The following is a 23,664-nucleotide window of genomic DNA, read 5'->3' as shown; positions in this document are numbered from 1 at the left end:
TTTATCGGTGATGGATGCCACCATGGTGCTGGTAGGCGTGGTGATCGGGATCGGCATATTCGGCTTTCCGCCGCTGGTGGCGCAGCACGCGGGTTCCGAGGCGATGTACATCGCCTTATGGTGCGCGGGCGGCCTGGTGATGCTGGTTGGCGCGCTTTGCTACGGCGAGCTGGGTTCGGCCTATCCCGGCGCGGGCGGCGAATACCTGTATCTGACGCGGGCCTGGGGGCGGCAGGTGGGACTGATGTTCGCCTGGGCGCGTTGCTCTGTCATCCAGACCGGCGCCATCGCCGTGGTCGCCTATATCTATGGCGATTACGCGCAACGGCTCGCGCCCCTCGGTCCGTACGGCCCTGCCCTGCACGCGGCGATATCGGTGGTGGCGCTGACCGCCTTGAACGTGGCGGGAACGCGCTATTCCAAGCGGCTGCAATGGGTATTCACCGCGCTGACGGTGGCGGCCCTGGCGGCGGTGCTGATCGCCAGCCTGGCCGCCGCGGGAGACAGCCCGCTGCGCAGCGATGCCGAACCGATGCCTTTGACCGGCAATACCGCGGGCCTGCTGGGCATGGGCATGGTGTTCGTGCTGCTGACCTACGGCGGCTGGAACGAAGCCGCTTATCTCAGCGGCGAGCTGCGCGACCCGGGCCGCAACATGAGCCGGGTGCTGCTGATCGGCACGCTGCTGGTGACGGGCGCGTACGTGTTGACCAACCTGGCGCTGCTGGAGATCTTCGGCCTGCAGGGACTGCGCGATACGCCAGCGCTGGGGGCGGACGTGATGCAGCTGGCGGCCGGCCCCTACGCAGCCGCCCTGCTCAGCCTGACGATCTGCGCCACGGCGCTCAGCACCATCAACGGCACCATCATCACCGGGGCGCGGGTGTATTGCGCCCTGGGCCGCGACGTGCCGCGGCTGCGCGCGCTGGCGGCGTGGAACGCGCAAGGCGAGACGCCCGCTTCCGCGCTGCTGGTCCAGGGCGCGATCACGCTTGCGCTGATCGCGCTAGGCGCCTTCAGCCAGAACAGCGTGCAGACCCTGGTCGCCTACACCGCGCCGGTGTTCTGGATCTTCATGCTGCTGGTTGCGGCCTCGGTGTGGCGGCTGCGGCGCATCGATCCGGACCGGCCGCGCCCGTTCCGCGTGCCGCTCTATCCCTTGCCCCCGCTGTTGCTGGCGCTGACCTGCGCGGGCCTGGTGGTGTCCAGCGCCATGTACGCCGGCGCCGGCGCGCTGATCGGGCTGGCGGTGCTGGCGGCGGGCCTGCCGCTGCTGCGCCTGCTGGGTCCCGCGCAGCCGCGGGCCTGATCACCGTTTCCCCGGGGCGGCGGTTCCGTCCGCATGCCTTACCTGCAAGGAGTCCACATCATGCACATCGCGATTCAATCCTTCGGATCCGCCGCCCGTACCGCCGTGCCGCCGTTGCGCGGCGCCTTGATCGCGTCGGCAGCCGCGCTGGCGCTGGCATGCGCTCCGCTGCCGTCGCTGGCCGCCACCGCGCAGCCCTCGGAACAGAAAGAGTACGTGCCCGACGTCGGTCAGGACGGCAAGGACGTCATCTGGGTGCCTACGCCCCAGGCCCTGGTCGATACCATGCTGGACATGGCCAAGGTCACGCCCAAGGACAGATTGATGGACCTGGGCTCGGGCGATGGACGCACCGTCATTACCGCGGCCCAGCGCGGCCTGACGGCCCAGGGCATCGAGTACAACCCGGATCTGGTCGAACTGTCGCGCCGCAACGCGCAGCGCGCCGGCGTTGCCGACCGCGCCACCTTCGTGACGGCGGACCTGTTCGCCACCGATTTGTCGCAGGCGGACGTGATCACCATGTTCCTGCTGTCGACCATCAACGAAAAGCTGCGGCCCAAGCTGCTGGAACTGGCGCCGGGCACCCGCATCGTGTCGAACTCCTTCCGCATGGGCGATTGGGAGCCGGACGCCGAGGAAACCATCCGGCAGGACTGCAACACCTACTGCACGGCGCTCCTGTGGATCGTGCCCGCCAAGGTGGCGGGCAACTGGGAGGTGGACGGCCAGCCCCTGCAGCTGGAGCAGCGCTACCAGCGCCTGTCGGGCAAGCTGGGCGGCGCGCCGATTTCGGAGGCGCGGCTGAACGGCGCCGAAATCTCCTTTGTCGCCAACGGCGTGCGCTATACCGGGACGGTGAACGGCAAGCAGATGAGCGGCAACGCCGCCGGCGGGGGGAACTGGTCGGCCAAGCGGGTGTAAGGCCGGCGCGGGCGCGTCATGCGGCGTGGCGCCAGGCCATCAAGGACGCTTCCACATACCCGATTTCCTGAGCCGTCATGCCTGCCATGCCGTAATAGCGCTGGCGCTGCGCCACCACCTCGCGCACGTGCTCCAGGATGGCGCGCGCGACGGCTTCCGAGCGCAGGCCGAAGCGCCGGTACTCGCTCAGGCAGTTCTGGAATGAGCTTTCGCGGCCGGCCGCGCCGATGTGCAGGTAGTGCCTGGCGGAGCCTTCCTGCGTGACCACGTCGAACAGGGGCGACAGCCGGTAGGTCTGCGCGCCCTCGTCCTTCACGAAGCCGACGTTCTTCAGGTGGTCGTCGGTATTGTGGACGGCCACGTTCAGGACCATGCGCGCGTACAGCTCTTTCAGGTCCTGCACCGGGTTGGACGAAATCCGGCGCGTGACGTCCGCCAGCCGCGCGTAGGAATACGTGGCCTTGCCGCGCGCCTCGTCGAGCTCGCGCTTGCCGATCTGCGCCGAGGGGCTGATCAGCGCTGCGCCGCTGAGGAAATGGCGGCGCGCGACGATCGGGGTTGCGCCCTGTCCGGCCGGCAGCAGTTCGCGGTCGAAGCGGTGCGTCAGCAGGACCGCGCCCAGATGCGTTTCTGCCAGGCGGATCTCGGGCACCGTCATGCCGATGGCGCGCGCCATCTGCAGGTTGGCGTACTCGACGCGCTGGCGGTCGTAGGAATCCCCCTTGCGCGGAAACTTGGCGATCCACATTTCGCCGCGCTCGTCGCGCACGATGGTCTTGGGGCGCGCGCCGCCGATGTCCCAGGAACTGCCCAGGATGTCGCGGTACAGGCCCTTGGGCTTGACGCCCTGGTCGATGTCGGCGAGCAGATCGGCAAGCGATTCCACCTGGCTGAGTTCCGGCAGGCGGTAGGTCTTGCGCATGTTCGGCGTGAGCCGGCGGGCGCTGAAGAACAAGGCCCCCACGCCCATGCCGCGGCCCTTGAGCAGCACTTCGTCCTCGGTCACGCGAGCGCCGGCGTTGTCCACGCGCATGACGTTGCGGCCCCAGGCGTCGGGCGCGGCGTCAAAGATCGCGCCCAGCGTTTCGTAGCGGCTTTCGGTGCGGAAGGTGGTGCGCGCATCCACCAGCGGCAGGTTCAGCGGATCCAGCGCAAAGGCGCGCGGGTCGTTCACGTAGGACTGCACATAGGTGAATTCGGCGTAGAAGCGGCTTTCGTCCGAATCGTCCAGCGTCAGCAGGCCGGCGAGCACGGCCTCGCCGCGGATGTCGACATAGACATACAGCTCGCTCTCCACCGATTTGTGTTTTCTTGCTTTCACGATTTGCGTGGCGCTACAGCTGGGTAGGATCGGCGCGGTGCGTGTTGGGCGTTTTGCCGCTGCCCCGGCTGGGCCGGCGCACCGCGTCCAGGCGTTTGCCTACGCCGTCCAGGTCGGGGTCGCCCAGGGCGTAGACCTGGTCCGCATAGCCGTACTGCAGCAGGGCTTCAATGGCCAGCGCCAGGGACACGCCGCCGTCGCCGCGTTCCAGGCGCGTGACCGTGGCGCGCGACACGCCCATGCGGGCAGCCAGCATGGACTCGGTTTCGGCGCGGCGCAACCGGGCGGTGCGGATGTTGGCGCCAAGGCGCGCAAGCGCCATGGCGGCATCGAAGCTGGGTTCGATCTTCTTTTTCATGAATCAATAATAGTGCGTTGCTTGGTAATTTGCACTATTAATGAGTCATTTTTGGATTTAAGAATGCTATTTTAATAAGGCATAGTCATATTTTATGCCTCATTAATGGATCATTTCGGATCACACCGCCACTGCTTGCTCCAGCCGCAATCCGCCACGCCCCGTGTCCAGCGTGACCTGTGCGCCCAGCGGCAAGGTCAGGTTCGGATCGCCATGGCCGCTGGGCCATCCGGCCAGCACCGGAATGCCGCGCGAGCGGAACTGGTCGAGTATCAGCGGGTACAGCAGCCCCTGCGCCTGGGCATCGTCGCCCGGCACGCCCAGGATGCGCGTGAAGTTGCCGACCAGCACTCCCTTGAGGTCATCGAACTTGCCCGCCGCAGCCAACTGGCTCAACAGCCGGTCGATGCGAGGCAAGGCTTCGTTGACGTCCTCGATGAAAAGAATGGCGCCGCTGGTGTCGATTTCGCTATCGGACCCGATCAGTGCGCCGATCAGCGCCAGATTGCCGCCGATCAGCCGTCCGGTCGCCGTGCCCGGTATCAGTTCCGTGGCGGTGGCGTAAGGCGGCGGCGTGATCCACGCCCCCTGCCCCACCTGGCCGCTGATCATGGACAGCAGGTTCGATTCGGTGGGTTCGCGCTTGCCGGCCAGCAGGTCCTGCGCCAGCATCGGCCCGTGGAACGTGACGAAACCGGCGCGGCGCTGCATGGCCAGGTGCAGGGCCGTGATGTCGCTATAGCCGATGAACGGCTTGGGGTGGCGGCGCAGCAGATCGAAGTCCAGCTGATCCAGCAGGCGCCAGGAACCAAAGCCGCCCTGCAGGCACCAGACGGCGCCGATATCGGGCGCGGCGAACGCCGCATGCAGGTCGGCCAACCGGTCGGCGTCCGATCCCGCCAGATAGTCATAGGGGGCGTCCAGCCGTGAACGCGCGGCCGGCATGACCTGCGGCACGTAGCCGCGCGCGGACAGCCATTCGGCCGCTTCGTCCGCGGCATCCAGCGCGGCGGACGCGGGCGCCACGATGGCGATGCGCGCGCCGGGCTTGAGCGCGGGCACAGGGGCTGCGGCGCTGCTGACAACCGGGGACGCGACGGAGCCGGGCTTGGCCGACTGCGGCGCGCGGCGCGGCGCAGGCTTGGGCGCCGCGCAGCCGGCCAAGGCGGCGGACAGGCACAGGGCGCCGGCATTGATCAAGAAACCCCGGCGTCCGGGATCGCGCTGTGGTCGCTGGCCTTGCGGCGCTTGTTCCATGGTCATCCCTGCTGCCGTCAGAAGCGTTCGTAGTCCAGGCGGTAGCGCCATTGCCCCAGGCCCAGGCCGGCCATCGGCAGGCGGCCGATGCGGATGCGGCGCAGGGCCTGCAGGCGCAATCCCGCCGCATCGCACACGTACTCGATGAAGCCGGGCGCGGGCGTCTTCAGGGCGAAGCGCAGATGGGTTTCGTTCTGCCAGCTGACCTTCATGGGCGTGGCGGCGCGGCCGTCGTAAGCCATGCCGCGCTGCAGGCGCGCCAGGTCGGCGGCGCTGAGCTGGCCGGACACCTGGGCCACGTACTCCTGCTCCACGTAGCGCCCCTCTTCCACCAGCTTGCGGGCGATCGGGTATTCCTGCGTGTAGACGACCAGGCCGCTGGCTGCGCGCTCCAGCGGCGTGACCAGCTTCAGGCCATTGAACATGCGCTTCAGGTAGCGCTGCCCGGAACGGTCGCCGGGCATCAGGTTCTCAGGCAGGATCAGGTCGCGCGCGGAGCCGGGTTCGTCATTGGCGTAAAGGCCGGCGGGCTTGTGCAGCAGTACGGTCACGGGACGCGCGTCTTCCAGGCGCGCGCCCGGCAACAGGCCCACGGACTGGCCGGGCGCCACCCGATAGCCGGGCTCCTCGACCTGCTTGCCGTCCACGGCGGCCCAACCGCCCTCTATGTAGCGTTCCGCGTCGCCGCGCGAGCAGGACAGTTCGGCGGCCAGACGCTTGGCCAGGCGTACGCTTTCGCTCATCGCGCCACCGCCTTGTGCGGGAAAGCCGCGGGGCCGGGTGTGGAACCAGGCCGTGAATCGAGCCGTGCTTCGAGCCGTGCTTCGGGCAGGGCTTCGGACCAGGAAGAGTAGCCGCCTTGCAGCGGCGCCAGAGGGTGCATCGTCATGAGGTATTGCCGGGGTGTTGCCAGAAAAGCGGGCACTGCGCCCGCGACGTGAGGCAGATGTTACGCCCTTCCCCGGCAGGCTGCCCGGCACGGCCTGGCTGGCAGCCGATGCCGGCGGCGTTCAGACCGGCGGAAATCCGGCGCGTTCCGCGGGCGTTGCGGCGGGCTCCGTTTCCGCGTCCAACGCGGCGGGCGGCGGCACTTCTTCGATCCAGGCGTTGAGCAGCGTATGGGTCACCGCCAGGATCACCGGGCCGATGAACAGGCCCACGATGCCGAAGGCAAACAGTCCGCCCAGCACGCCCACCAGGATCAGCAGCAAGGACAGGTTGACGCCGCGCTTGATGAGCAACGGCCGCAGCAGGTTGTCCAGCATCGCCACCAGCACCGCCCAGACCAGCAGGACCGCGGCCGCCAGCTTCATGTCGTTCTGGAACAGCCAGACCACGCCAGCCAGCATGGGCAGGAATGGCCCCAGCTGCGCCAGGCACAGCATCACCATCAGCGCGGTGAGGATGCCGGCAGCCGGCACGCCCGCGATCCACAGGCCGATCCCGCCCAGCCCGGACTGCACCACGGCGGTCACGACGATGCCCAGCGCCACGGCGCGTATCGCCTGCCCGGCAAGCTTGACGGCCGCCAGGCCGCGCTGGCCCGCCAGCCGGTTGAAGAAGCGCCGCACGAAATCGACCGCCACCTCGCCCTTGGTATAGAGGATGCCGGCCACGACCACGGTGATCAGCATGTGCATCATGAAGGCGCCGACGATGGCGGCATGCCCGAGCAGCCAGGCCGCGGCGCTTGTCAGATACGGTTCGAGCTTGGCCAGCAGGCCGCCGGCGCCGGCGTCCGACAGGGTCTGCCATTCCTGCGCGATCTTGGGGCCGACCAGTGGAATGCCGTGGACCCACGCGGGCGGCGCCAGCAGCGCGTAGTCGGGCAGGCTCTTGACCGCCGCCATGATCGAGCTGCTGTGCAAGGCCAGCGTCGAGATCACCTCGTAGAGCGGCAGCACGATGACGAACAGCAGGATGACCAGCATGGTCAGGGTACCCATCCAGCGCCGTCCGCCGCAATAGCGCTGGATCGCCAGCATGACCGGCCAGGTCGCCACGACGATCGTGGTGGCCCAGACCAGGCCGGGCAGGAACGGGCGCAGGATGTAGACGCTGCCTGCCATCAGGCCGGCCAGGATCACGATGACGAGGATGATGCGGGCGAGATCGACCGTCTGGCGTGGAAGAGGATTCAACCGCGGCTCCTGACAGGGCCGGCGGCCCTGATCTGTGGCGCATCGATGCCGGCGGGGCGTCTGCCGGATGGGTGCATGCGGATGCGCCTGTGGCGAATTTATCCGAAAAACCCGCGGGCATACACCGTGGCGGCCCGCAAGCGGCGCCGCCTCCGGCTAGCGCGGCGTCCCCGCGCCGTCGCCCGCGCCCTGCGCGCGCACCAGCGTATAGGCGATGTAGTACTTGAAGATATTGCTCACGTATTGCACGGTTTCGCGCCCGATGCGCTCGGCCGCCACCCGCTCCACATTGTCGAACCAGACGTTCGGGTCCAGTCCGCTGGCGGCGGCTTCCTTGCGCAGTTGGTTGATCCGGGCGGGGCCGGCGTTATAGGAAGCGAAAGCGAACAGTCCCTTGTTCAAGTCCGTCATGGGCTCTTTCGCGTAGTACTGGTCGATCATGAAACGGATGTACTTGACGCCGGCGTGTATGTTGAACTCCTCGCGCCGGATATCGCCTACCTTCAGTTCCTTGCCGGTGGCCGGCATGATCTGCATGACGCCTATCGCCCCGACCGAGCTCTTGGCGTCCTGGTCCAGCCGCGACTCCTGGTAGCCCTGGGCCATCATGAGCAGCCAGTCTATGTTGTATTCATCCCCGTACTTGCGGAAGAACTCCGCCAGGCGGTGGAATTTCTCGATTTCCTCGGGGTCGGTGGCGCCCTTCACCCATTTCACGGATTTCAGGTACTTGGTGAGCTGCTGGTTGCCGAAAGAGGTGCCGACGCGGTTCTTCTCCATGAAGGGGTTGAGCACCGCCGCGAGCTTGGGCGAGTTCTTGCGGAAGGCGAAGGCGATGTCGTTGCCCTTGTCGATCTCCAGGTTCGCGTAGACCTTGATCTGCGGGAAGATCTGCTTCCAGAAATTGGCCAGGTAGCGGTCGGCGACGGTGTACTTGACCAGATCTGCGCTGGCCATCTCCAGGATGTCATCGGTCTCGAAGTTGCCGGGCGCATCGCGGATGATGGCGGGCTTCAGGCCCCTGGCCTCCAGATCCGCGTTCAATGTCTTTACGCTGCCGTAGTAGCTGCTGACGGGGTTGATGAAGATTTCCTGCCCGGACAGATCGTCCAGCGACTTGAGCTCGGGCGCGCCTGGCGAGGCCACGACCAGCTCCGGCACGCCCGACGCCAGCGGCGTGGAAAAATCGACCAGCTTCCGGCGTTCCTCGGTGACCGTCAGGTTGGCCGCGACGATGTCGCCCTTGCCCGCCAGCAGATCGGGAATCAGGCGTTCGCGCGAGGTCGGCAGAAGCACCACGTACACGCGGATGTTCTTGTTCCTGAGCTGCCGGTTCAGGTCGTTCTCGAACTCGGTCATCATCTCGGCGATGATGCCGCGCTGCGTGCCGCCCTTGTCCAGGAAATACAGGGTTTTGTTGTAAGGCACCAGCACGCGGACCTGCCGGCGCTTGACCATGCCGTCGAAATCCCCGGTCCAGGGCTTCATGTTGTAGGCCAGCGCCAGCGGGTCGCCTTTGCCCTTTGTCGCCTGGGTATACCCAGGCGATGGAGGCAGCCACAGCAACAGCGCGCAGAGCATCGAGGCAATCACGCGAAATGACATAGTTCCTCCGGCTGGCCGGGTTACTGCGTCGCTATATATATGTGCCGCGTGGCGGGGCGCGTTGCGCGCTTCGCCATGCCTATAACAATAATCCGAATCGGGTCGCCGGGGGCATGCAGCGCATCCTTTTGCCGCGACCCGCGAACCGTGATGCGCCAGGCTGCGCGCGCGGCGCTAGGACCCCGGATGCTCCGGCCGCGCCTGCCCCGGATCCTGCCGCTGGACTTGCGCCAGCAGATGCCGGGTCAGTTCGCCCAGTTGCTCATCCTTCCCTTTCAACTGCGCGAGGTAGTCGGACGCGCGTTGCTCGGCCGCCGCCAGCCGGGATTCCAGCGCCATTTCGCGTTCACGCGCTGCCGCCCGCGCCGCGCTGGCCGCGGCCTGATCGGCCTGCTGGCGCGCTTGCAGGGCCTGGGTCTCGCCGCCCGCAGCCTGCGCCTTGTGTTCGGCCTGGCGGCGCAGCTCCTGTTCCTGCTCCAGCGCCTTGCGCGCCTGCGCCGCCTGCTGCTGGCTGGCGGCCTGCGCCTCGTCCAGCCGGGTCTGCAAGCGTTTGACGGCGCCGCGCTCGCTGTCCAGTTCGTTCAGCCAGCGGCGCTCGTGGGCAGTGTGGCGGGTTTCCAGCGCGTCGAGCGCCTGGGCATGCTGGGTGCGGATCTTCTCGCTTTCCGCCAGCGCCGCCTGCGTGGCGCCGCGTGCGTCTTCCAGCTGCAGCTGGTTGCGCCTGAGCAGTTCATCGCGTTGGCGCAACTGCTGTTCGGCCGCCAGCAGCCGGTCTTCGGCGGCGGCCAATTGGGAAGTGGCCACCCTCAGGGCTTCCTGCAGATCCTGTTCGCGATGCGCAAGCTGGGCTTCGCGCTGCTGCAGCTGTTCGGCGTCGGAGGCGAGCTGCTCCCCTTCCCGCGCCAGTTCTTCCCAGCGACCGCGATAGGCCTGTTCCTGCTGCGCGCGGGCCTCGGCCAAGGCGGCTTCCCAGAAGTGCGAGGCCGCCTGCGCTACCGGATCGGGTACGGCCGCGGGCGCCGCGAACGCGCCCGGGTCCTTGATGCGCGCGCCCAGCGAACGGAACCAGGTTTCGAGATAGGGGCTGACGGTGTTGGGCGAACCCCGGCCGATCTTTTGCCGCACCCGTTCGATGGTGGGCCGCGCGCCCTCCAGCAGCAAGGCGTCGGCGGCGGTCCAGACGTCAGTTTCGGTAATTCCGGTGGCCATGCGCGTGCTCCGTGCCGGATTCGGCATCTGTAGGATAATTACCCACGATAATGGAACCTTATCGTGAGTAAATTGATATTAATGTTAGATATCATACAGCATACATAATAATATGTATGAAATATGATTTTCCTCACCCTCTTCAACATGACACAGCTGAAAACGCAGGCGCCGCTTCCCGCTCTGGACCCGCTGACCCTTGACGCCCAGGCCGACGCTGCCGCCCGCGCCCTGATGCGCGAAGGCAGTTCGGCCAACACGGTCGCCAGCTACCGCGCCGCCATCCGCTACTGGAGCGCCTGGTTCGAGCTGCGCTACGCCCGTCCCTTTGCCCTGCCCTTGCCGGAAGCCGCCGTGGTCCAGTTCGTGGTCGACCATGCGCAGCGGTCCACCGAGCAAGGCCTGAAATGGGAATTGCCGCTGGCGTTGGACCAGGAACTGGTCCGGCTCAAAGCCAAAGGCAGGCTGGGTGCGCCCAGCCTAAACACGCTGCTGCAGCGCATCTCCGTGCTGTCCAAGGCGCACGAACTTCAAGGCCACCCCAACCCCTGCCGCGCGGCCGCGGTGCGCGAACTGCTTGCCAGGACGCGGCGCGCCTACGCCCGGCGCGGCGTGGCGCCCGCCAAGAAGGTGGCGCTGACGCGCGAACCGCTGGAGGCCATGCTGGCCACCTGCGACGGCTCGCTGCGCGGACTGCGCGACCGCGCCCTGCTGCTGTTCGCCTGGGCCAGCGGCGGGCGCAGGCGCTCCGAAGTCGTGCACGCCACGATGGAAAACACGCGGCGCACGGCCGAGGGCTTTCTGTACGCGCTGGCGTATTCCAAGACCAACCAGGCGGGCGCCCACCGCGCCAACGACCAGAAGCCCATCGTGGGCGTGGCTGCGCAGGCGCTCGATGCCTGGCTGCGCGCCAGCGGCATCACGCAAGGTCCGCTGTTCCGGCGCGTGCGGCGCGGCGACGTGCTGGGCGAGCCGCTGGCCGCGGCCGCGGTGCGGGACATCGTGCGGGAACGCTGCAAGCTGGCCGGCCTGGAAGGCGAGTTTTCGGCGCACAGCCTGCGATCCGGATTCGTGACCGAGGCCGGACGGCGGAACGTACCGCTGGGCGACACCATGGCCATGACCGGACACGCCAGCGTGGCCACCGTCATGGGCTACTTCCGCGCCGGGGCGGCGGCCGAATCGCCCGCGGCCCGGCTGTTGGACGAGCCGGACGCCCCGCGCGGGTAAAATCCCGCGCACTCGCCGCAACCCGAATCCTGCCCGACACGATCTTCATGCGAATCAACCTACGCGGGCTGGTGCTTGCGCTTACCGTATGCAGCGCCCTCGCCGCCACCGCCAACGCCCTGTACGCCAGTTATCGGGTGCAGCGCGAACAGCTCATCGCCAATACGCTGGAATCCAACCGGGTGTATGCCGCCAAGCTGGCCGAGAGCGCGGGCACTTTCCTGGAATCGGCCCTGCAGCAACTGGAGTACAGCGCCCGCCATGTCGCCTGGCGCTTCGATGCGCCGGAGGTCCTGAACGCGGAAGTCGCGCGCCTGCGGGAGCAGACGGACAGCTTCAACTCGGTCGCCATCATCCGTGCTGACGGCGTCATGGTGGCGGCCAGCCAGGCCATCCGCAGCTTCCAGGGATCGCGGGTCGACAATGCCGCCAGCCGCATGGCGCTGCAAACGCGCAAGCCCCTGATCAGCAAGCCCTATGTGTCGGTCGCCGGCAACCTGTTGATCAACGTCTCGTATCCCATTCATTCGGAGAGCGGCGTCTACCTGGGCTATGTCTCTGGCACGATCTACCTGCGCAACGAAGGCGCCCTGCACAACCTGCTGGGCAAGCATCCGTATCAGGACGGCTCCTATCTGTACGTGGTGGATCACGAGGGGCGGCTGATCTATCACGCCGAGAGCGGGCGCGTTGGCGAGGACGTCACCGGCAATCCCGTGGTGGCCGCGGTGATGCGCGGCGAAGACGGCGCGCAGCGCCTGATCAACACGCGCGGGGTGGACATGCTGGCCGGCTACGCGCATGTTTCGCGCAGCGGCTGGGGCGTGATCGCGCAGCGCCCCGCGCTGGCCACGCTGGAGCCCTTGCACGATCTCATCTGGGCGCTGATCCGCTACGCGGCGCCCTTCGCGCTGCTGTTCCTGCTGGCCATCTGGTGGTGCGCGCGCAAGATTTCGCAGCCGCTATCGCAACTGGCGACCAACGTCGAGCACCATGACATGGCGGTGGCCATGCAGCGGGTGCGCTCGGTGAAAGCCTGGTATTTCGAGGCGCAGCGCCTCAAGCGCGCAGTGATCCGCAGCTACACCAACCTGCAGGACAAGATCGGCCAGCTCAATCAGGCCAGCATCACCGATCCGCTGACCGGGCTGCGCAACCGCCGCGGCATGCGGCAGGCGGTGGACGCGCTGCAGGCGGCCGACACGCCCTTTGCCGTGATCGCCTTGGACATCGACCATTTCAAGCGGGTCAATGACACCTACGGCCATACGGCGGGCGATGAAGTGATACAGGGAATGGCGCAGTTGATGCGCGACTGTTCGCGCCCGACCGACATGCTCTGCCGCAACGGCGGCGAGGAGTTCCTGATCCTGCTGCCCGCGGCGGGTCCCAGGGAGGCCACGGGCATGGCCGAGCGCCTGCGCAAGGCGACGGAGATGCGCCGCTTGAGCGGCGCCCCGGAAATCACGGTGTCAGCCGGCGTGGCGCACTGGCCGGCGGGCGGCGCGGATGTGGAGCCGGTTTTTCAGGCGGCCGATGCCGCGCTGTACGCTGCCAAGCAGCAGGGGCGCAATCGCGTGGTGACGCACGCGGGCTGACGCCCCTGCCCGCCCGGCGGCTATTTCAGGGTTGTGGCAACGCCCGGTCAGGCGTCCTGGTCTTCGGCGGCATCGGCGTCCGCGGCAACGGTCTTGATGTCCGCGTCCTTATTGGTCTCGGGCGCCTTCCAGTCCAGGGGAGGAATCTCGAATTGCCACTTCTTGCCAACGAGTTGATGAGACATGAACGTTCTCCTGTTCAGGACGCATGGCTTTCCCCCGCGCAAAGCGCAATGCATGAGATTCGTGCGTGCCATGGATGCTGTTTCCAATGGATGCCATCGGGGCGCGGGGGGCATGCGCGCAGGCAACGCAAACGAAAATGGCGGCCGCGGCCGCCAGCGACTTTTTCGGCGCTTGGTTTATTGTAATTTTGCCGAAAATTGATGTATTTTAGCATCATATTGCCTGCAAAAGCAATAGCGTCACCGGCGGCCGCGATTCCGGTCCCGCCACCCTGCCCTGGTGACGTTGACGCAAATCCCCCCGCAGCGTGACGCGATCGCCACTGCCCGGCGGCCAGCGGCCTCAATACACTGGATGCGCACCTTCCCAGGAGACGCATCGTGACTCAGGCTCCCATCGAAGGCGGCTGCGATTGCGGCGCGGTCCGCTACCGCCTCGCCAGCCCGCCCATGTTTGTCCATTGCTGCCATTGCACCGTGTGCCAACGGCACTCCGGCACCGCCTTTGCGATGAACGCGGTGATCGAATCCGACCGCGTGCAGCGCCTGCGCGGCGAGGTGCGCCGCCATCCCGCGGACAAGAACGCCAATGATGGCGAGACCGTCGTGGTCGTGCGTTGCGCGGCCTGCCTCGGCCTGCTGTGGAGCCATCACCCGGGTTACGGCGAAACGGTGGCGCTGATCTACGCGGGCACGCTGGACCGCGCCGCCGACTTCCCGCCTGGCGCGCATTGCTTCGTGCGTTCCAGGCACCCATGGGTGGGCATACCGGACGACGTGCCGGCGGCCGAAGCGTTCTACGACATGGACGCCTGTTGGCCCCTGGCCGCCAGGCAGCGCCTGGACGTCGCGTTGGCCGGCAGCCCGCGCAAGCCCTGGACGCCCAAGGGCTGAGAACCCGCCGCCGCGGCGCGCGGCGCATAGCCGCAACAAACGCTTGCGCGTAGCGCATCGGTCCTGCCCGCCATTCTCGCGGGCTTAGGGATTTCCCCCGTTTTTGCCGAAAAAAACGCCTGTTTGGCGCATTGCCCGTGCGCCTGAAAGGTGAACGGAAGTTTGAATTCCTAGACTTCCGCGTTCATTCAAAAGTCAGCTTTTGTTCAGAACGTAGTCAGGCAAAAGCACAACAACGGGAGGACTACAGATGCAATCCAAACGCAGCGCCGCGCGGCGCGAGGTCTGGGCAGCCGGCACGATGATCGTGCTGGGCCTGGGCGCCATCGCGCAGGCATCCACCTACAACATCGGCAGCCTGGCGCGCATGGGGCCGGGGATGTTCCCCGCGATCCTGGGCGTGCTGCTGGTGCTGTTGGGCCTGATGATCGCGCGCATGGCGGCGGCGCCCGCGGCACCCGATGAGGACGCCGAAGACGAGCCCCCGCCCGACTGGCGCGGCTGGGGCTGCATCATCGGCGGACTGATGACCTTCATCCTGCTGGGCAAGTATGGCGGCCTGGTGCCCGCGACCTTTGCGCTGGTCTTCATTTCCGCGATGGGCGACCGCCAGCACACGCCGCGCAGCGCGGCGCTGCTGGCCGCCGGCGTAACCGTGCTGGGCGTCGCCGTTTTCTCTTGGGCGCTGCAACTGCAGTTTCCGCTGTTCCGCTGGGGCTGATCGATGGAAATCTTCAACAACCTGATGCACGGGTTCTCCGTCGCCTTCGCGCTGGACAACCTCATGTGGGCCGTGTTCGGCGTGTTCATGGGCAACCTTATCGGCGTGCTGCCGGGCATGGGCGTGCTGGCCGCGATCTCCATCCTGCTGCCGCTGACCTACACCATGACGCCCACGGCGGCGCTGGTGATGCTGTCGGGCATCTACTACGGGTCGCAGTACGGTGGCGGGATTACCTCCATCATGCTGAACCTGCCCGGCACCGCGTCGCACGCGGTGGCCTGCCTGGACGGCAATCCGCTGGCGCGCAACGGCAAGGCCGGCTCGGCGCTGTTCATGCTGATGTTCTCGTCGTTCTGCGGCGCGTCGGTCGGCATTCTGGCGATGATCCTGTTCTCCCCTATGCTGGTGGACGTGGCCTTCAAGTTCGGCCCCGCCGAGTACTTCTCCATGATGATGCTGGGCCTGCTGGCTGGCGCCACCTTGGCCAAGGGATCGGCGATCAAGGGCGTGGCGATGGTGGTGGTGGGTCTGCTGCTGGGCGTGGTGGGCACCGACGTCAACACCGGCACGATGCGCTTTCACTTCGGCATCCTGGAGCTGTCCGACGGCCTGCAGATCGTGGCGCTGGCCATGGGTCTCTTCGGCGTGGCGGACTTCCTGAAGAACATCAACCGCATCGGCGGCGACGCCAAGGTGACCACCGCCAAGATCAGCATGAAGTCGATGCGGCCCGAGGCCGGCGACATCAAGCAGTCGCGCGGCGCGCTGGTGCGCGGCACGGCCATCGGCGCGGCTTTTGGCATCCTGCCCGGCACCGGTCCCACCATCGCCTCGTTCATTTCGTATGCGACGGAAAAGAAGGTGGCGCGCGAGCCGCGCCGCTTCGGCCGCGGCGCCATCGAAGGCATCGCCGGACCGGAAGCGGCCACCAGCGCGTCGACCCAGACCAGCTTTATTCCCACCATGAGCCTGGGCATCCCCGGCGATCCGGTGATGGCGCTGATGCTGGGCGCGCTGATCATCCACGGCATCCAGCCGGGACCGCAGATGATGGTGGAGCACGCCGACATGTTCTGGGGGCTGATCGCCAGCTTCTGGGTGGGCAACGTGCTGTTGCTGCTCTTGAACCTGCCGCTGATCGGCATGTGGGTGCGGCTCTTGACGGTGCCGTTCCGCTACCTGTTCCCGGCGGCGCTGTTCTTTGTCTGCGTGGGCGTCTACAGCACCAACAACAATCTGTTCGACGTGGCCATGGTGACCTTGTTCGGCGCGGCGGGCTACGCGCTGATCCGCATGCGCTTCGAACCCGCGCCGCTGTTGCTGGGCTTTGTGCTCGGCCCCATGGTGGAAGAGAACTTCCGCCGCGCCCTGCTGCTGTCGCGCGGCGACCTGACGATCTTCGTCTCGCGGCCCATCAGCCTGGGCTTCGTGGTGGCGTGCGTGGGCTTGATTGCGCTGCTGGTGGTGTCGGCCATGCGCCAACGCAAGCAGCGCGCGGGCCTGGCGCAAGCGGAGTCTTCCGCCTGAAGCCTGCGGCTGCGTGGCAACGGGCCGGCTCTTGCGGGGCCGGTCCGCATGCGCTTCAGGCGTCGGGCGCGGCCAGCGGGCCGGCGGAGTGGCCGTCGATATGGCCCAGCGTGCGGCCGGGATCGAGGCGGTCGCGCACGCGCTGCTTCAGTTCCTTGGCCGAGGGGAAGCCGCCATCGCTCTTGCGGTCCCAGATCAGGTCGCCGTTGTAGGTGACCTGGAAGATCCCGCCGGTGCCAGGCTGCAGCACGACCTCGCCCAGATCGGTCGAAAACGTGGACAGGAGTTCCTGGGCCATCCAGCCGGCGCGCAGCAGCCACTGGCACTGCGTGCAGTAATGGATGACGATGCGGGGACGCAGGGCGGGTGTGTTCATAGCTGGAAGATTCTACGCCGGTTCATGGATAATATCGGGTTTTCCCGGGTCCGCAATGGACCCCGAGCCTGCCATGAAGTCTGCATTATCCCCTCGCGGCCAACGCTGGCTGATCGGTCTCCTGATGGGACTGGTCACGCTTACGCCCATGGGCATCGATATCTATCTGCCCTCCTTGCCCGTCATGGCGCAGGATTACGGCCAGCCAGTCACCGCGCTGCAAGCCAGCATCACCCTCTTCATCTTCGCCGTGGGCGTGGGCCAGGTGCTGATCGGTCCGCTGGCCGACCGCTATGGCCGGCGGCCCGTGGCGCTGGGCGGCGCGCTGGCCTATCTGCTGGGCTCGGCGCTGGGCGCCGCGGCCACGTCGCTGGACGTGTTCTATGTTGCCCGCGTGATCCAGGGGCTGGGCGCGTGCTCGGCCTCGCTGGTCGCCTTTGCCGCGGTCCGTGATTGCTTCAGCCCCGCAGTCGGCGCGCGCGTCTACAGCTATTTGAACGGCGCCTTGTGCACCGTGCCTGCGCTGGCGCCCATGGTGGGCGGCGCGCTGGCCGTGCACGCGGGCTGGCGCAGCACCTTCGTCTTCATGGTGCTGTTCGCCTTGACCCTTGCGGGATTCCTGGCGATCCGCTTCGAGGAAACCCGCGCCGCGCCGCCCAAGCCCCACGGCGCGCTCTACAGCCTGCGCCGCTATGCGCCGATCGCGGCCAGCGGCCGCTTTCTGTATTTCGCGGCGTTCGGCATGGCCGGCATGGCGATGATCCTGGTGTTCGTGTCCGCCGCGCCGGTAGTGCTGGTGCAGCAACTGGGCTATTCCGAACTGGGCTTCTCCGCCTGGTTCGGCGGCAACGCGGCGATCAATATCGGCGCCTTCTTCCTGGCCCCTGCCTTCATCGCGCGCTTTGGCCGCCACACCATGGTGCGCGTGGGCATGGCCGCCCTGCTTGCGGCCGCCGCCATGCACCTGGCCGCGTGGCTGTGGCTGCCCCTGTCGGCCTGGGTCTTCATGTTGCCGGTGGCGGTGTTGACCGTGGGCTTTTCGCTGGCGCTGGGGTCCGGGCTGAGCCTGGCGCTGGAGCCCTTCGCCGAGCGCGCCGGCACCGCGGCCGCGGTCTATGGCCTGTTCCAGATGAGCGGATCGGCCGTCATCGCCACTCTCCTGCTGGACAGCGGCATGGCGCCGCAAGCGGCGATGGCGCTGATCGGCGCGGTCATCGTCGGGCCGCTGCTGTGCCTGTCGCCGGGCATGGCGCGGCGTCTGGCGGCGGGCTGACGCCGATCGGCGTATGCCTCTACTATCCAGGGATAGCCCACCCTGGAGACGACATGAACAACGAAGCAGCGGCGCAAGAGCCGATCCTGGCGCGCCACGCCGAAGACGGCGTGGTGACGCTGCGCCTGAACCGCCCCGGGCAGTTCAACGCGCTGTCCGAAGGCCTGCTGGCCGCGCTGCAAGCGGAGATCGACGCGCTGTCGCGCGATGCCGGCGTGCGCTGCGTGGTGCTCGAATCCAGCGGCCGGGCGTTCTGCGCCGGCCACGACCTGCGCGAAATGCGCAGCCAGCCCTCGCTGGATTACTACCGCGACCTCTTCAGGAAATGCAGCGCCGTGATGCAGGGTTTGCAGGCCTTGCCGGTGCCGGTGATCGCCAAGGTGCACGGCATCGCCACCGCGGCAGGCTGCCAGCTGGTGGCCAGCTGCGACCTGGCCGTGGCGGCCGACACGGCGAAGTTCGCGGTATCCGGCATCAACGTCGGCCTGTTCTGCTCCACGCCCGCCGTCGCGCTCAGCCGCAACGTATCGGCCAAGCGCGCCTTTGAAATGCTGGTGACGGCGCGCTTCATCGATGCCGGCCAGGCCAGGGATTGGGGCCTGATCAACGACGCGGTGCCCGAGGCGCAGCTGGACCAGCGCGTGCGCGCGCTGGTCGACGACATCCTGGCCAAGAGTCCCACGGCCATCCGTTACGGCAAGCGCATGTTCTACAAGCAGCGGCAGATGGCGTTGGCGGATGCCTATGACTACGCGGGCGACGTGATGGCGCGCAACATGATGGAAGCCGACGCCTGCGAAGGCATAGACGCCTTCCTGCAAAAACGCCCGCCGCGCTGGCAGTCCTGATTCAACGCCGCGGGGTTGTCTTGGGGCGGCTGCGCTAGGCCAACGCCCAGCCGCCGGCCGCGGCCAGCAGCACCACCCAGACGGGCGACCAGCGCGCATAGACCAGCAGGCCGAACAGCAGCAAGGCCAGCCCGAAGTCCGCGCGGTCGCGGATGGCGCTGATCCAGACCGGGTCGTACAGCGCCGACAGCAGGATGCCCACGACGCTCGCGTTCACGCCCGCGATCAGGTTGCGCACGCCCGCGCGCCGCCGCAGGCTTTCCCAGAACGGCAGCGCAGCCGCCACCAGCAAGGCGCCTGGCAGGAAGATGGCCGCCAGCAACACCAGTCCGCCAGCCCAGCCTGACAAGGGACCGGACGACATCGCGCCCAGGAAGGCGGCAAAAGCGAATAGCGGCCCCGGCATGGCTTGCGCCGCGCCGTAGCCTGCCAGGAAATCGGCGTTGGAAACCATGCCGCCCGCCACCGAGGCGGATTCCAGCAAGGGCAGCACCACGTGGCCGCCGCCAAACACCAGCGCGCCCGCGCGGTAGAAGCCCGAGAGCTGCTGCGCCAGCGGCATGCCGCTGATCGCCGCCCAAGCCGGCAAGGCCGCCAACAGCAGCACGAACAGCGCCAATGCCGTGTATCCGGCGCGGCGCGAGATCTTCAGCGGCTGCACCGCCAGGGCCGGACGCGGCGGTACCTGCAGCGCGGCCATGCCGGCGATTGCGCCCAGCAGGATCGCGCTCAATTGCCCCAGGGTCGTCGGCATCAGGATGGTGATGAGCGCCGCAGCCACCGCCAGCCCCGCCCGCTCGCGGTCGGGACAGAGCGAGCGGCCCATGCCCCAGACCGCCTGCGCGATGATGGCCACCGCCGCGATCTTCAGTCCATGGATGGCGCCCGACGCGGACAGCCAGCCGAACTGCGCCAGGCCCAACGCGAAGAGAATCAGCGCGATCGCCGTGGGCAGCGTGAACGCCACCCAGGCCGCCAGCATGCCGGCCCATCCGGCGCGCTTCAGGCCTATCGCCATGCCGACCTGGCTGCTGGCCGGCCCCGGCAGGAACTGGCACAGCGCCACCAGGTCGGAGTACGCGTAGTCGTCCAGCCAGCGCCGGCGCTCCACGAATTCCGTGCGGAAGTACGCCAGATGCGCCACCGGCCCGCCGAACGACGTCAGCCCCAGGCGCAGGAAAACCAGGAAGACTTCCAGACAGGAGCCCTGGCCGGGCTGCTCGCGCGTGGCGGTGGCGGGCTTGCTGGCGACATGTTCGTCTTGGTGGGGAGGCAGCGGCGGCATGGGATTCGGCTTCATCGGCAGGCGGGGCATGAGGGTCCTGCCCCCGCCCCATGCTTATAGCCGGGCGCCGCGGCAGATTCAACCGCCTGAACGGGCCGGGCCATATGGCGGGTTTACCTCGCCCGCGCAGCCGCTACAAACAACTTTACAAATACCGTACAAATATCGGCGGACTGCCCGGCGGTATGCCTCTAGCATCGCGAGTCCTCATCCGGCCGTATCCCACATGTTCAAGTTCGCGATCCGCATCTTTGTCGTCGCCGCCATCGGTTATGTCGCGGGGTCGCAATTGGTGGAACGCAGCCTGATGTATCTGCTGGATTCGGTCAGCGCGGATCTGTCGTACCAGGCCGTCCGGGGACAGATGCATGTGCTGCGCAAGGAACTCGATGGCATTGCCCCGGTTGCGCGCGCCGAACACCTGCGCGACGACATCCAGCCGCTCTATGGACTGGGCCTGAGCCTGCTCTCCGACGAGAAGGTCACGCCCAGCGAAGCGGAGCAGCGGCAACTGGCCGCGCTCGGCATGATCATGCGCGACGAGTACAACGTTTACCTCGTCCCATTGTCCGGCGAGCCCAGACAGTGGCTGGAAGTCCGCCTGCCGCGCGCGCCGGTGCTGGAGCGGTGGGTCACCGTCGGCGTCTGGGCCGCGCTAAGCCTGATCGTCGGCATCATCCTGCTGCTGCTCTGGGCGCTGCCCCTGTGGCGCGATCTGGACCGGCTGCGCAACGCCACGCTGCGCATGGGCCAGGGCGAACTCGGCGTGCGGGTGCGGCTGTCGCGGCTGGCCGGCATGCGGCACGTGGGCGAGAGCTTTAATCAGATGGCCGAGCGCATTTCGGCGCTGGTCGAAAACCAGCGCAGCCTGACCAACGCGGTCTCGCACGAATTGCGCACGCCGCTGGCGCGCCTGTCCTTCGAGGTCGCCCTGCTGGGCCAGGACCAGCACCAGCCCAAGCGGCATCAGATACTGCGCGACATGCAGGCCGACATCTGCGAACTGGAAACGCTGGTGGCCGAACTGCTGGTCTATGCGCGGCTGGAGCGTCCCAGCGACGACTCCGTCAGGCTGGAAACCGTGGACACCTGCGACTGGCTGGGCGAAGCGCTGGCCCAGGTGGCGCACCAGGCCGAGGCGCGTGCGATCCAGTGCCATGTGCATCGCGACTACCCGCCGCGCGTGCGGCTGCATCCGCGCTACATGAGCCGGGCCTTGCTGAACCTGGTGCAAAACGCGGTGCGCTATGCCAGCCGTCACGTGGAGGTCAAGCTCACCCAGTGTCCGGCGGGCGGCTTCGAGCTGATCGTGGACGACGACGGCGGCGGCATCGCGCCGGCCGACCGCGCGCGGGTGTTCGAACCCTTCATCCGCCTGGACGAAAGCCGGGACCGCGGCACCGGCGGCGCCGGCCTGGGCCTGGCCATCGTCTGGCGGGTAGCCGCCAGCCACGGCGGCGGCATCGAAATCCACGACAGCCCCCTGGGCGGCGCCCGCTTCGTGCTGCGCTGGCCGGCCTGAGCATGGCCCAGGCGAAAACTGCATTTATGGCACTACCTTCCTGGGCCAAGCCGCGGCATCCTGTCAGCACGAGATTCTGCTCGGCAACACGCATCGAAAAGGTAGGAACATGAGCCAGCGTTTGAATTATTTCCAGGTGTCCGAGGAACAGTCCAGGAAGTACCTGGAATTCAGCATGTCGCTGAAGAAGACCCCCATCGTGCAAGAGGTCGGCGAACTGGTGGATATCCGCGCCTCGCAGATCAATGGCTGCGGCTTCTGCCTGGACATGCACGTCAAGCAGGCCCGCATCGCCGGCGAGCGCGAGCTGCGCCTGCATCACATCGCCATCTGGCGCGAGTCCACGCTGTTCTCGCCGCGCGAGCGCGCGGCGCTGGCCTGGACCGAGGCGGTCACCACCCTGTCGGCGCAGGGCGTATCGGATGCGGTCTATGACGAGGCGCGCGCGCAGCTTTCTGAGAAGGAGATCTCGGACCTCACCCTGCTGGTGGTCGGGATCAACGGCTGGAACCGGCTGAACGTGGCGTTCCGCACCGTGCCGGGTTCGGCCGATGCGGCCTACGGCCTGGACAAGTCCGGGCTGAACTAAGGCTGCATCAGCTGCAATATGCGCAGGCCCAGTTCGCGGGCCTGCGCCTGCGTGGCGATATTGGTGAAGCTGAGCAGCAGCGCGGATTGCGTCTGCGGCGCGGCGCACCAGCGCGACAGCGCGCCCGCATACATGCCCTGCTCTTCCATCCGCCCGGCCAACGCCACGTCGCTCTGGCCGGGTTCCAGACGCGCCACCAGATGCATGCCGCCGGGCTGCGGTTCGATCCGCAGGCGCTGCCCCAGCGCATCATGCAGGCCCGCCACCGTCGCCGCGCGCCGTTCCGCGTACAGCTTGCGCATGCGCTGGATGTGGCGGGCGAAATGGCCTTCGGCCATGAAGGCGCTCAATATCGCCTGGGTCAGGCCCGGCGCGGCGCCCGCCTGCAGGCGCGCCGATAGCGCGAAGCGCGCGGCCTGCGCCTCGGGCACCACCAGATAGGCCAGCCGCAGGCCGGGAAACAGCACCTTGCTGAAGGTGCCCGCGTACAGCACCCGCCCCTGCGTATCCAGGCTCTTCAGGGCAGGCAGCGGGCGGCCGACGTAGCGGTATTCGCCGTCGTAATCGTCTTCCACGATCCAGGCTCCGCAACGCTCGGCCCAGTCCAGCAGCGCCTGCCGGCGCGGCAATGACAAGGACATGCTCAAGGGGCTTTGATGCGCAGGCGTCACCACCGCGCCGCGCGCCCGTCCCGCCCGCTCGATGCCGGCGCCGACCATGATGCCGTCCTGGTCCACCGGCACGGGTACGGGTTTCAAGCGCGCCTGCTCCAGCAGCGCGCGGGTCGGGGGATAGCCTGGATCTTCCATCCAGACCTGGTCGCCTGCTTCGAACAGCGTCTGCAGGATCAGCGCCATCGTGCTGTTGTAGCCGGCCGTGATGAACACCTGCGAGGGCTGGCAATGGATGCCGCGCGCCACCTGCAGATAGGCGGCGGTCGCGCCGCGCAGGGCCGGCAGGCCGCCATGGGGCGGATAGGCCAGGTCCGCGGCCTGCAGGCCGCGCAACTGCCTCGCGCCCAGGCGGGCCCAGAGCTTGCGGGGAAATTCATCCAGCGCCGGCAGGCCCATCTGGAACGGCCGCAAGCCCGAAGGCTCGCGCCAGCCCGGGCCGTCGCCGGGCGTCTCGGGCGGAATAATGGCCACGGCGGGCGGCGGCGCGTGCTGGGGCTGCAGGTCGGGCGCCACCACCGTGCCGGCCTGGCCGCGCGCCTGGATATAGCCTTCCGATGCCAGGAGCGAATACGCGACCTCCACCGTGCCGCGCGCCACGCCCATTTCCTTGGCCAGCGCCCGCGCCGACGGAATGCGGTCGCCCGGCTTGAGCGTGCCCTGCGCGATGGCGCCGCGAAAGCGCTCATAGACTTGGCGGTACAGGGGCTCGGCGCCGTCCGGCGGCGCCGGCGGGTCCTGTGGCTGCGAGCTGATCATGGCATAGTCCAGAATTCAATTTATGGCCCTTCTAATTATGGCATGCGGCTCCTAACATG

23 protein-coding genes and 1 pseudogene are annotated in these 23,664 nt (G+C 67.6%); 12 read left to right on the top strand and 12 right to left on the bottom strand.

Going from position 1 to position 23,664, the window contains the following annotated elements:
* The first annotated feature begins 10 nt into the window (after positions 1-10).
* Together IAG39_RS16385 and IAG39_RS16380 are read left to right on the top strand one after the other, a co-directional pair.
* On the top strand, positions 11-1,309 hold the full coding sequence (locus IAG39_RS16385) for an APC family permease (protein ID WP_059376220.1): 1,299 nt from the start codon (positions 11-13) through the stop codon (positions 1,307-1,309).
* A 60-nt stretch (positions 1,310-1,369) separates the two neighbouring features.
* Positions 1,370-2,233 (top strand): SAM-dependent methyltransferase, encoded by an 864-nt coding sequence (locus IAG39_RS16380; RefSeq protein ID WP_118933063.1) that lies wholly within the window; start codon positions 1,370-1,372, stop codon positions 2,231-2,233.
* Positions 2,234-2,249: 16 nt separating this feature from the next.
* Here the strand turns inward: IAG39_RS16380 and IAG39_RS16375 are convergent, their stop codons facing one another.
* The 8 genes from IAG39_RS16375 to IAG39_RS16340 form a co-directional block, all read right to left on the bottom strand.
* Positions 2,250-3,554: a type II toxin-antitoxin system HipA family toxin gene (locus tag IAG39_RS16375; protein WP_240633289.1), complete on the bottom strand. Its 1,305-nt coding sequence runs from the start codon at positions 3,552-3,554 to the stop codon at positions 2,250-2,252.
* Between the two features lie 13 nt (positions 3,555-3,567).
* Positions 3,568-3,912, bottom strand: a complete 345-nt coding sequence (locus IAG39_RS16370) for a helix-turn-helix transcriptional regulator (RefSeq protein ID WP_059376116.1) — start codon at positions 3,910-3,912, stop codon at positions 3,568-3,570.
* Between the two features lie 120 nt (positions 3,913-4,032).
* A complete protein-coding gene (locus IAG39_RS16365; RefSeq protein WP_118933102.1) occupies positions 4,033-4,974 on the bottom strand; it encodes an LD-carboxypeptidase in 942 nt (313 codons plus the stop codon).
* 212 nt (positions 4,975-5,186) lie between these two features.
* Entirely contained in the window at positions 5,187-5,912 is a 726-nt protein-coding gene (locus tag IAG39_RS16360) for an RNA pseudouridine synthase (protein ID WP_059376108.1), read from the bottom strand.
* Positions 5,909-6,058 (bottom strand): hypothetical protein, encoded by a 150-nt coding sequence (locus tag IAG39_RS16355; protein WP_165867866.1) that lies wholly within the window; start codon positions 6,056-6,058, stop codon positions 5,909-5,911. The genes IAG39_RS16360 and IAG39_RS16355 overlap by 4 nt, the downstream gene beginning before the upstream one ends.
* 121 nt (positions 6,059-6,179) lie before the next feature.
* On the bottom strand, positions 6,180-7,310 hold the full coding sequence (ydiK, locus tag IAG39_RS16350; protein ID WP_059376105.1) for an AI-2E family transporter YdiK: 1,131 nt from the start codon (positions 7,308-7,310) through the stop codon (positions 6,180-6,182).
* 156 nt (positions 7,311-7,466) lie between these two features.
* A complete protein-coding gene (locus IAG39_RS16345) occupies positions 7,467-8,915 on the bottom strand; it encodes a transglycosylase SLT domain-containing protein (RefSeq protein WP_118933061.1) in 1,449 nt (482 codons plus the stop codon).
* 174 nt (positions 8,916-9,089) lie between these two features.
* Complete coding sequence (locus IAG39_RS16340) at positions 9,090-10,124, bottom strand: DNA-binding protein (RefSeq protein ID WP_118933060.1); 1,035 nt, start codon at positions 10,122-10,124, stop codon at positions 9,090-9,092.
* Positions 10,125-10,247: 123 nt separating this feature from the next.
* On the opposite strand from IAG39_RS16340, the gene IAG39_RS16335 reads away from it, so the two are divergent.
* Positions 10,248-11,354 carry a site-specific integrase gene (locus IAG39_RS16335; RefSeq protein ID WP_223283309.1) on the top strand — a complete coding sequence of 369 codons (1,107 nt, stop codon included), beginning with the start codon at positions 10,248-10,250 and terminating at the stop codon, positions 11,352-11,354.
* A gap of 47 nt (positions 11,355-11,401) precedes the next feature.
* On the top strand, positions 11,402-12,952 hold the full coding sequence (locus tag IAG39_RS16330) for a sensor domain-containing diguanylate cyclase (RefSeq protein ID WP_118933059.1): 1,551 nt from the start codon (positions 11,402-11,404) through the stop codon (positions 12,950-12,952).
* A gap of 47 nt (positions 12,953-12,999) precedes the next feature.
* On the opposite strand, the gene IAG39_RS16325 is transcribed toward IAG39_RS16330, so the two are convergent.
* Positions 13,000-13,137, bottom strand: a complete 138-nt coding sequence (locus tag IAG39_RS16325) for a hypothetical protein (protein ID WP_165867865.1) — start codon at positions 13,135-13,137, stop codon at positions 13,000-13,002.
* Positions 13,138-13,518: 381 nt separating this feature from the next.
* On the opposite strand from IAG39_RS16325, the gene IAG39_RS16320 reads away from it, so the two are divergent.
* The 3 genes from IAG39_RS16320 (at position 13,519) to IAG39_RS16310 (ending at position 16,282) form a co-directional block, all read left to right on the top strand.
* Positions 13,519-14,031, top strand: a complete 513-nt coding sequence (locus tag IAG39_RS16320; RefSeq protein WP_059376095.1) for a GFA family protein — start codon at positions 13,519-13,521, stop codon at positions 14,029-14,031.
* Between the two features lie 250 nt (positions 14,032-14,281).
* Positions 14,282-14,752: a tripartite tricarboxylate transporter TctB family protein gene (locus IAG39_RS16315; protein WP_059376093.1), complete on the top strand. Its 471-nt coding sequence runs from the start codon at positions 14,282-14,284 to the stop codon at positions 14,750-14,752.
* Positions 14,753-14,755: 3 nt separating this feature from the next.
* Positions 14,756-16,282 carry a tripartite tricarboxylate transporter permease gene (locus IAG39_RS16310; RefSeq protein ID WP_118933058.1) on the top strand — a complete coding sequence of 509 codons (1,527 nt, stop codon included), beginning with the start codon at positions 14,756-14,758 and terminating at the stop codon, positions 16,280-16,282.
* A 55-nt stretch (positions 16,283-16,337) separates the two neighbouring features.
* Here IAG39_RS16310 and IAG39_RS16305 read toward each other — a convergent pair whose 3' ends face one another.
* Positions 16,338-16,658 (bottom strand): SelT/SelW/SelH family protein, encoded by a 321-nt coding sequence (locus IAG39_RS16305; protein ID WP_059376089.1) that lies wholly within the window; start codon positions 16,656-16,658, stop codon positions 16,338-16,340.
* 73 nt (positions 16,659-16,731) lie between these two features.
* Here IAG39_RS16305 and IAG39_RS16300 point away from each other — a divergent pair, with 73 nt between their 5' ends.
* Positions 16,732-17,931, top strand: coding sequence for a multidrug effflux MFS transporter (locus IAG39_RS16300; RefSeq protein ID WP_118933099.1), 1,200 nt, complete (start codon positions 16,732-16,734; stop codon positions 17,929-17,931).
* A gap of 53 nt (positions 17,932-17,984) precedes the next feature.
* Positions 17,985-18,779: an enoyl-CoA hydratase gene (locus IAG39_RS16295; protein ID WP_118933057.1), complete on the top strand. Its 795-nt coding sequence runs from the start codon at positions 17,985-17,987 to the stop codon at positions 18,777-18,779.
* A gap of 34 nt (positions 18,780-18,813) precedes the next feature.
* Here IAG39_RS16295 and chrA read toward each other — a convergent pair whose 3' ends face one another.
* Positions 18,814-20,064: a chromate efflux transporter gene (gene chrA / locus IAG39_RS16290; RefSeq protein WP_118933098.1), complete on the bottom strand. Its 1,251-nt coding sequence runs from the start codon at positions 20,062-20,064 to the stop codon at positions 18,814-18,816.
* On the opposite strand from chrA, the pseudogene IAG39_RS31770 reads away from it, so the two are divergent.
* The 3 genes and pseudogenes from IAG39_RS31770 to IAG39_RS16280 form a co-directional block, all read left to right on the top strand.
* Positions 20,063-21,055 (top strand): annotated as a pseudogene (locus IAG39_RS31770) (HAMP domain-containing protein); the annotation flags it as partial. The gene chrA and the pseudogene IAG39_RS31770 overlap by 2 nt on opposite strands.
* A 213-nt stretch (positions 21,056-21,268) precedes the next feature.
* Positions 21,269-21,586 (top strand): ATP-binding protein, encoded by a 318-nt coding sequence (locus tag IAG39_RS31765; RefSeq protein WP_373429150.1) that lies wholly within the window; start codon positions 21,269-21,271, stop codon positions 21,584-21,586.
* Between the two features lie 109 nt (positions 21,587-21,695).
* Positions 21,696-22,175 carry a carboxymuconolactone decarboxylase family protein gene (locus IAG39_RS16280; protein ID WP_118933056.1) on the top strand — a complete coding sequence of 160 codons (480 nt, stop codon included), beginning with the start codon at positions 21,696-21,698 and terminating at the stop codon, positions 22,173-22,175.
* Here IAG39_RS16280 and IAG39_RS16275 read toward each other — a convergent pair.
* Complete coding sequence (locus IAG39_RS16275) at positions 22,172-23,605, bottom strand: PLP-dependent aminotransferase family protein (protein ID WP_118933055.1); 1,434 nt, start codon at positions 23,603-23,605, stop codon at positions 22,172-22,174. The genes IAG39_RS16280 and IAG39_RS16275 overlap by 4 nt on opposite strands.
* Positions 23,606-23,664: the final 59 nt, after the last annotated feature.

The sequence above is a fragment of the Achromobacter xylosoxidans genome, assembly GCF_014490035.1.
Taxonomy (GTDB): domain Bacteria; phylum Pseudomonadota; class Gammaproteobacteria; order Burkholderiales; family Burkholderiaceae_B; genus Achromobacter; species Achromobacter bronchisepticus_A.
The sequence above is the reverse complement of the archived record's forward strand: the minus strand, read 5'-3'. Positions and strand labels throughout refer to the sequence as shown.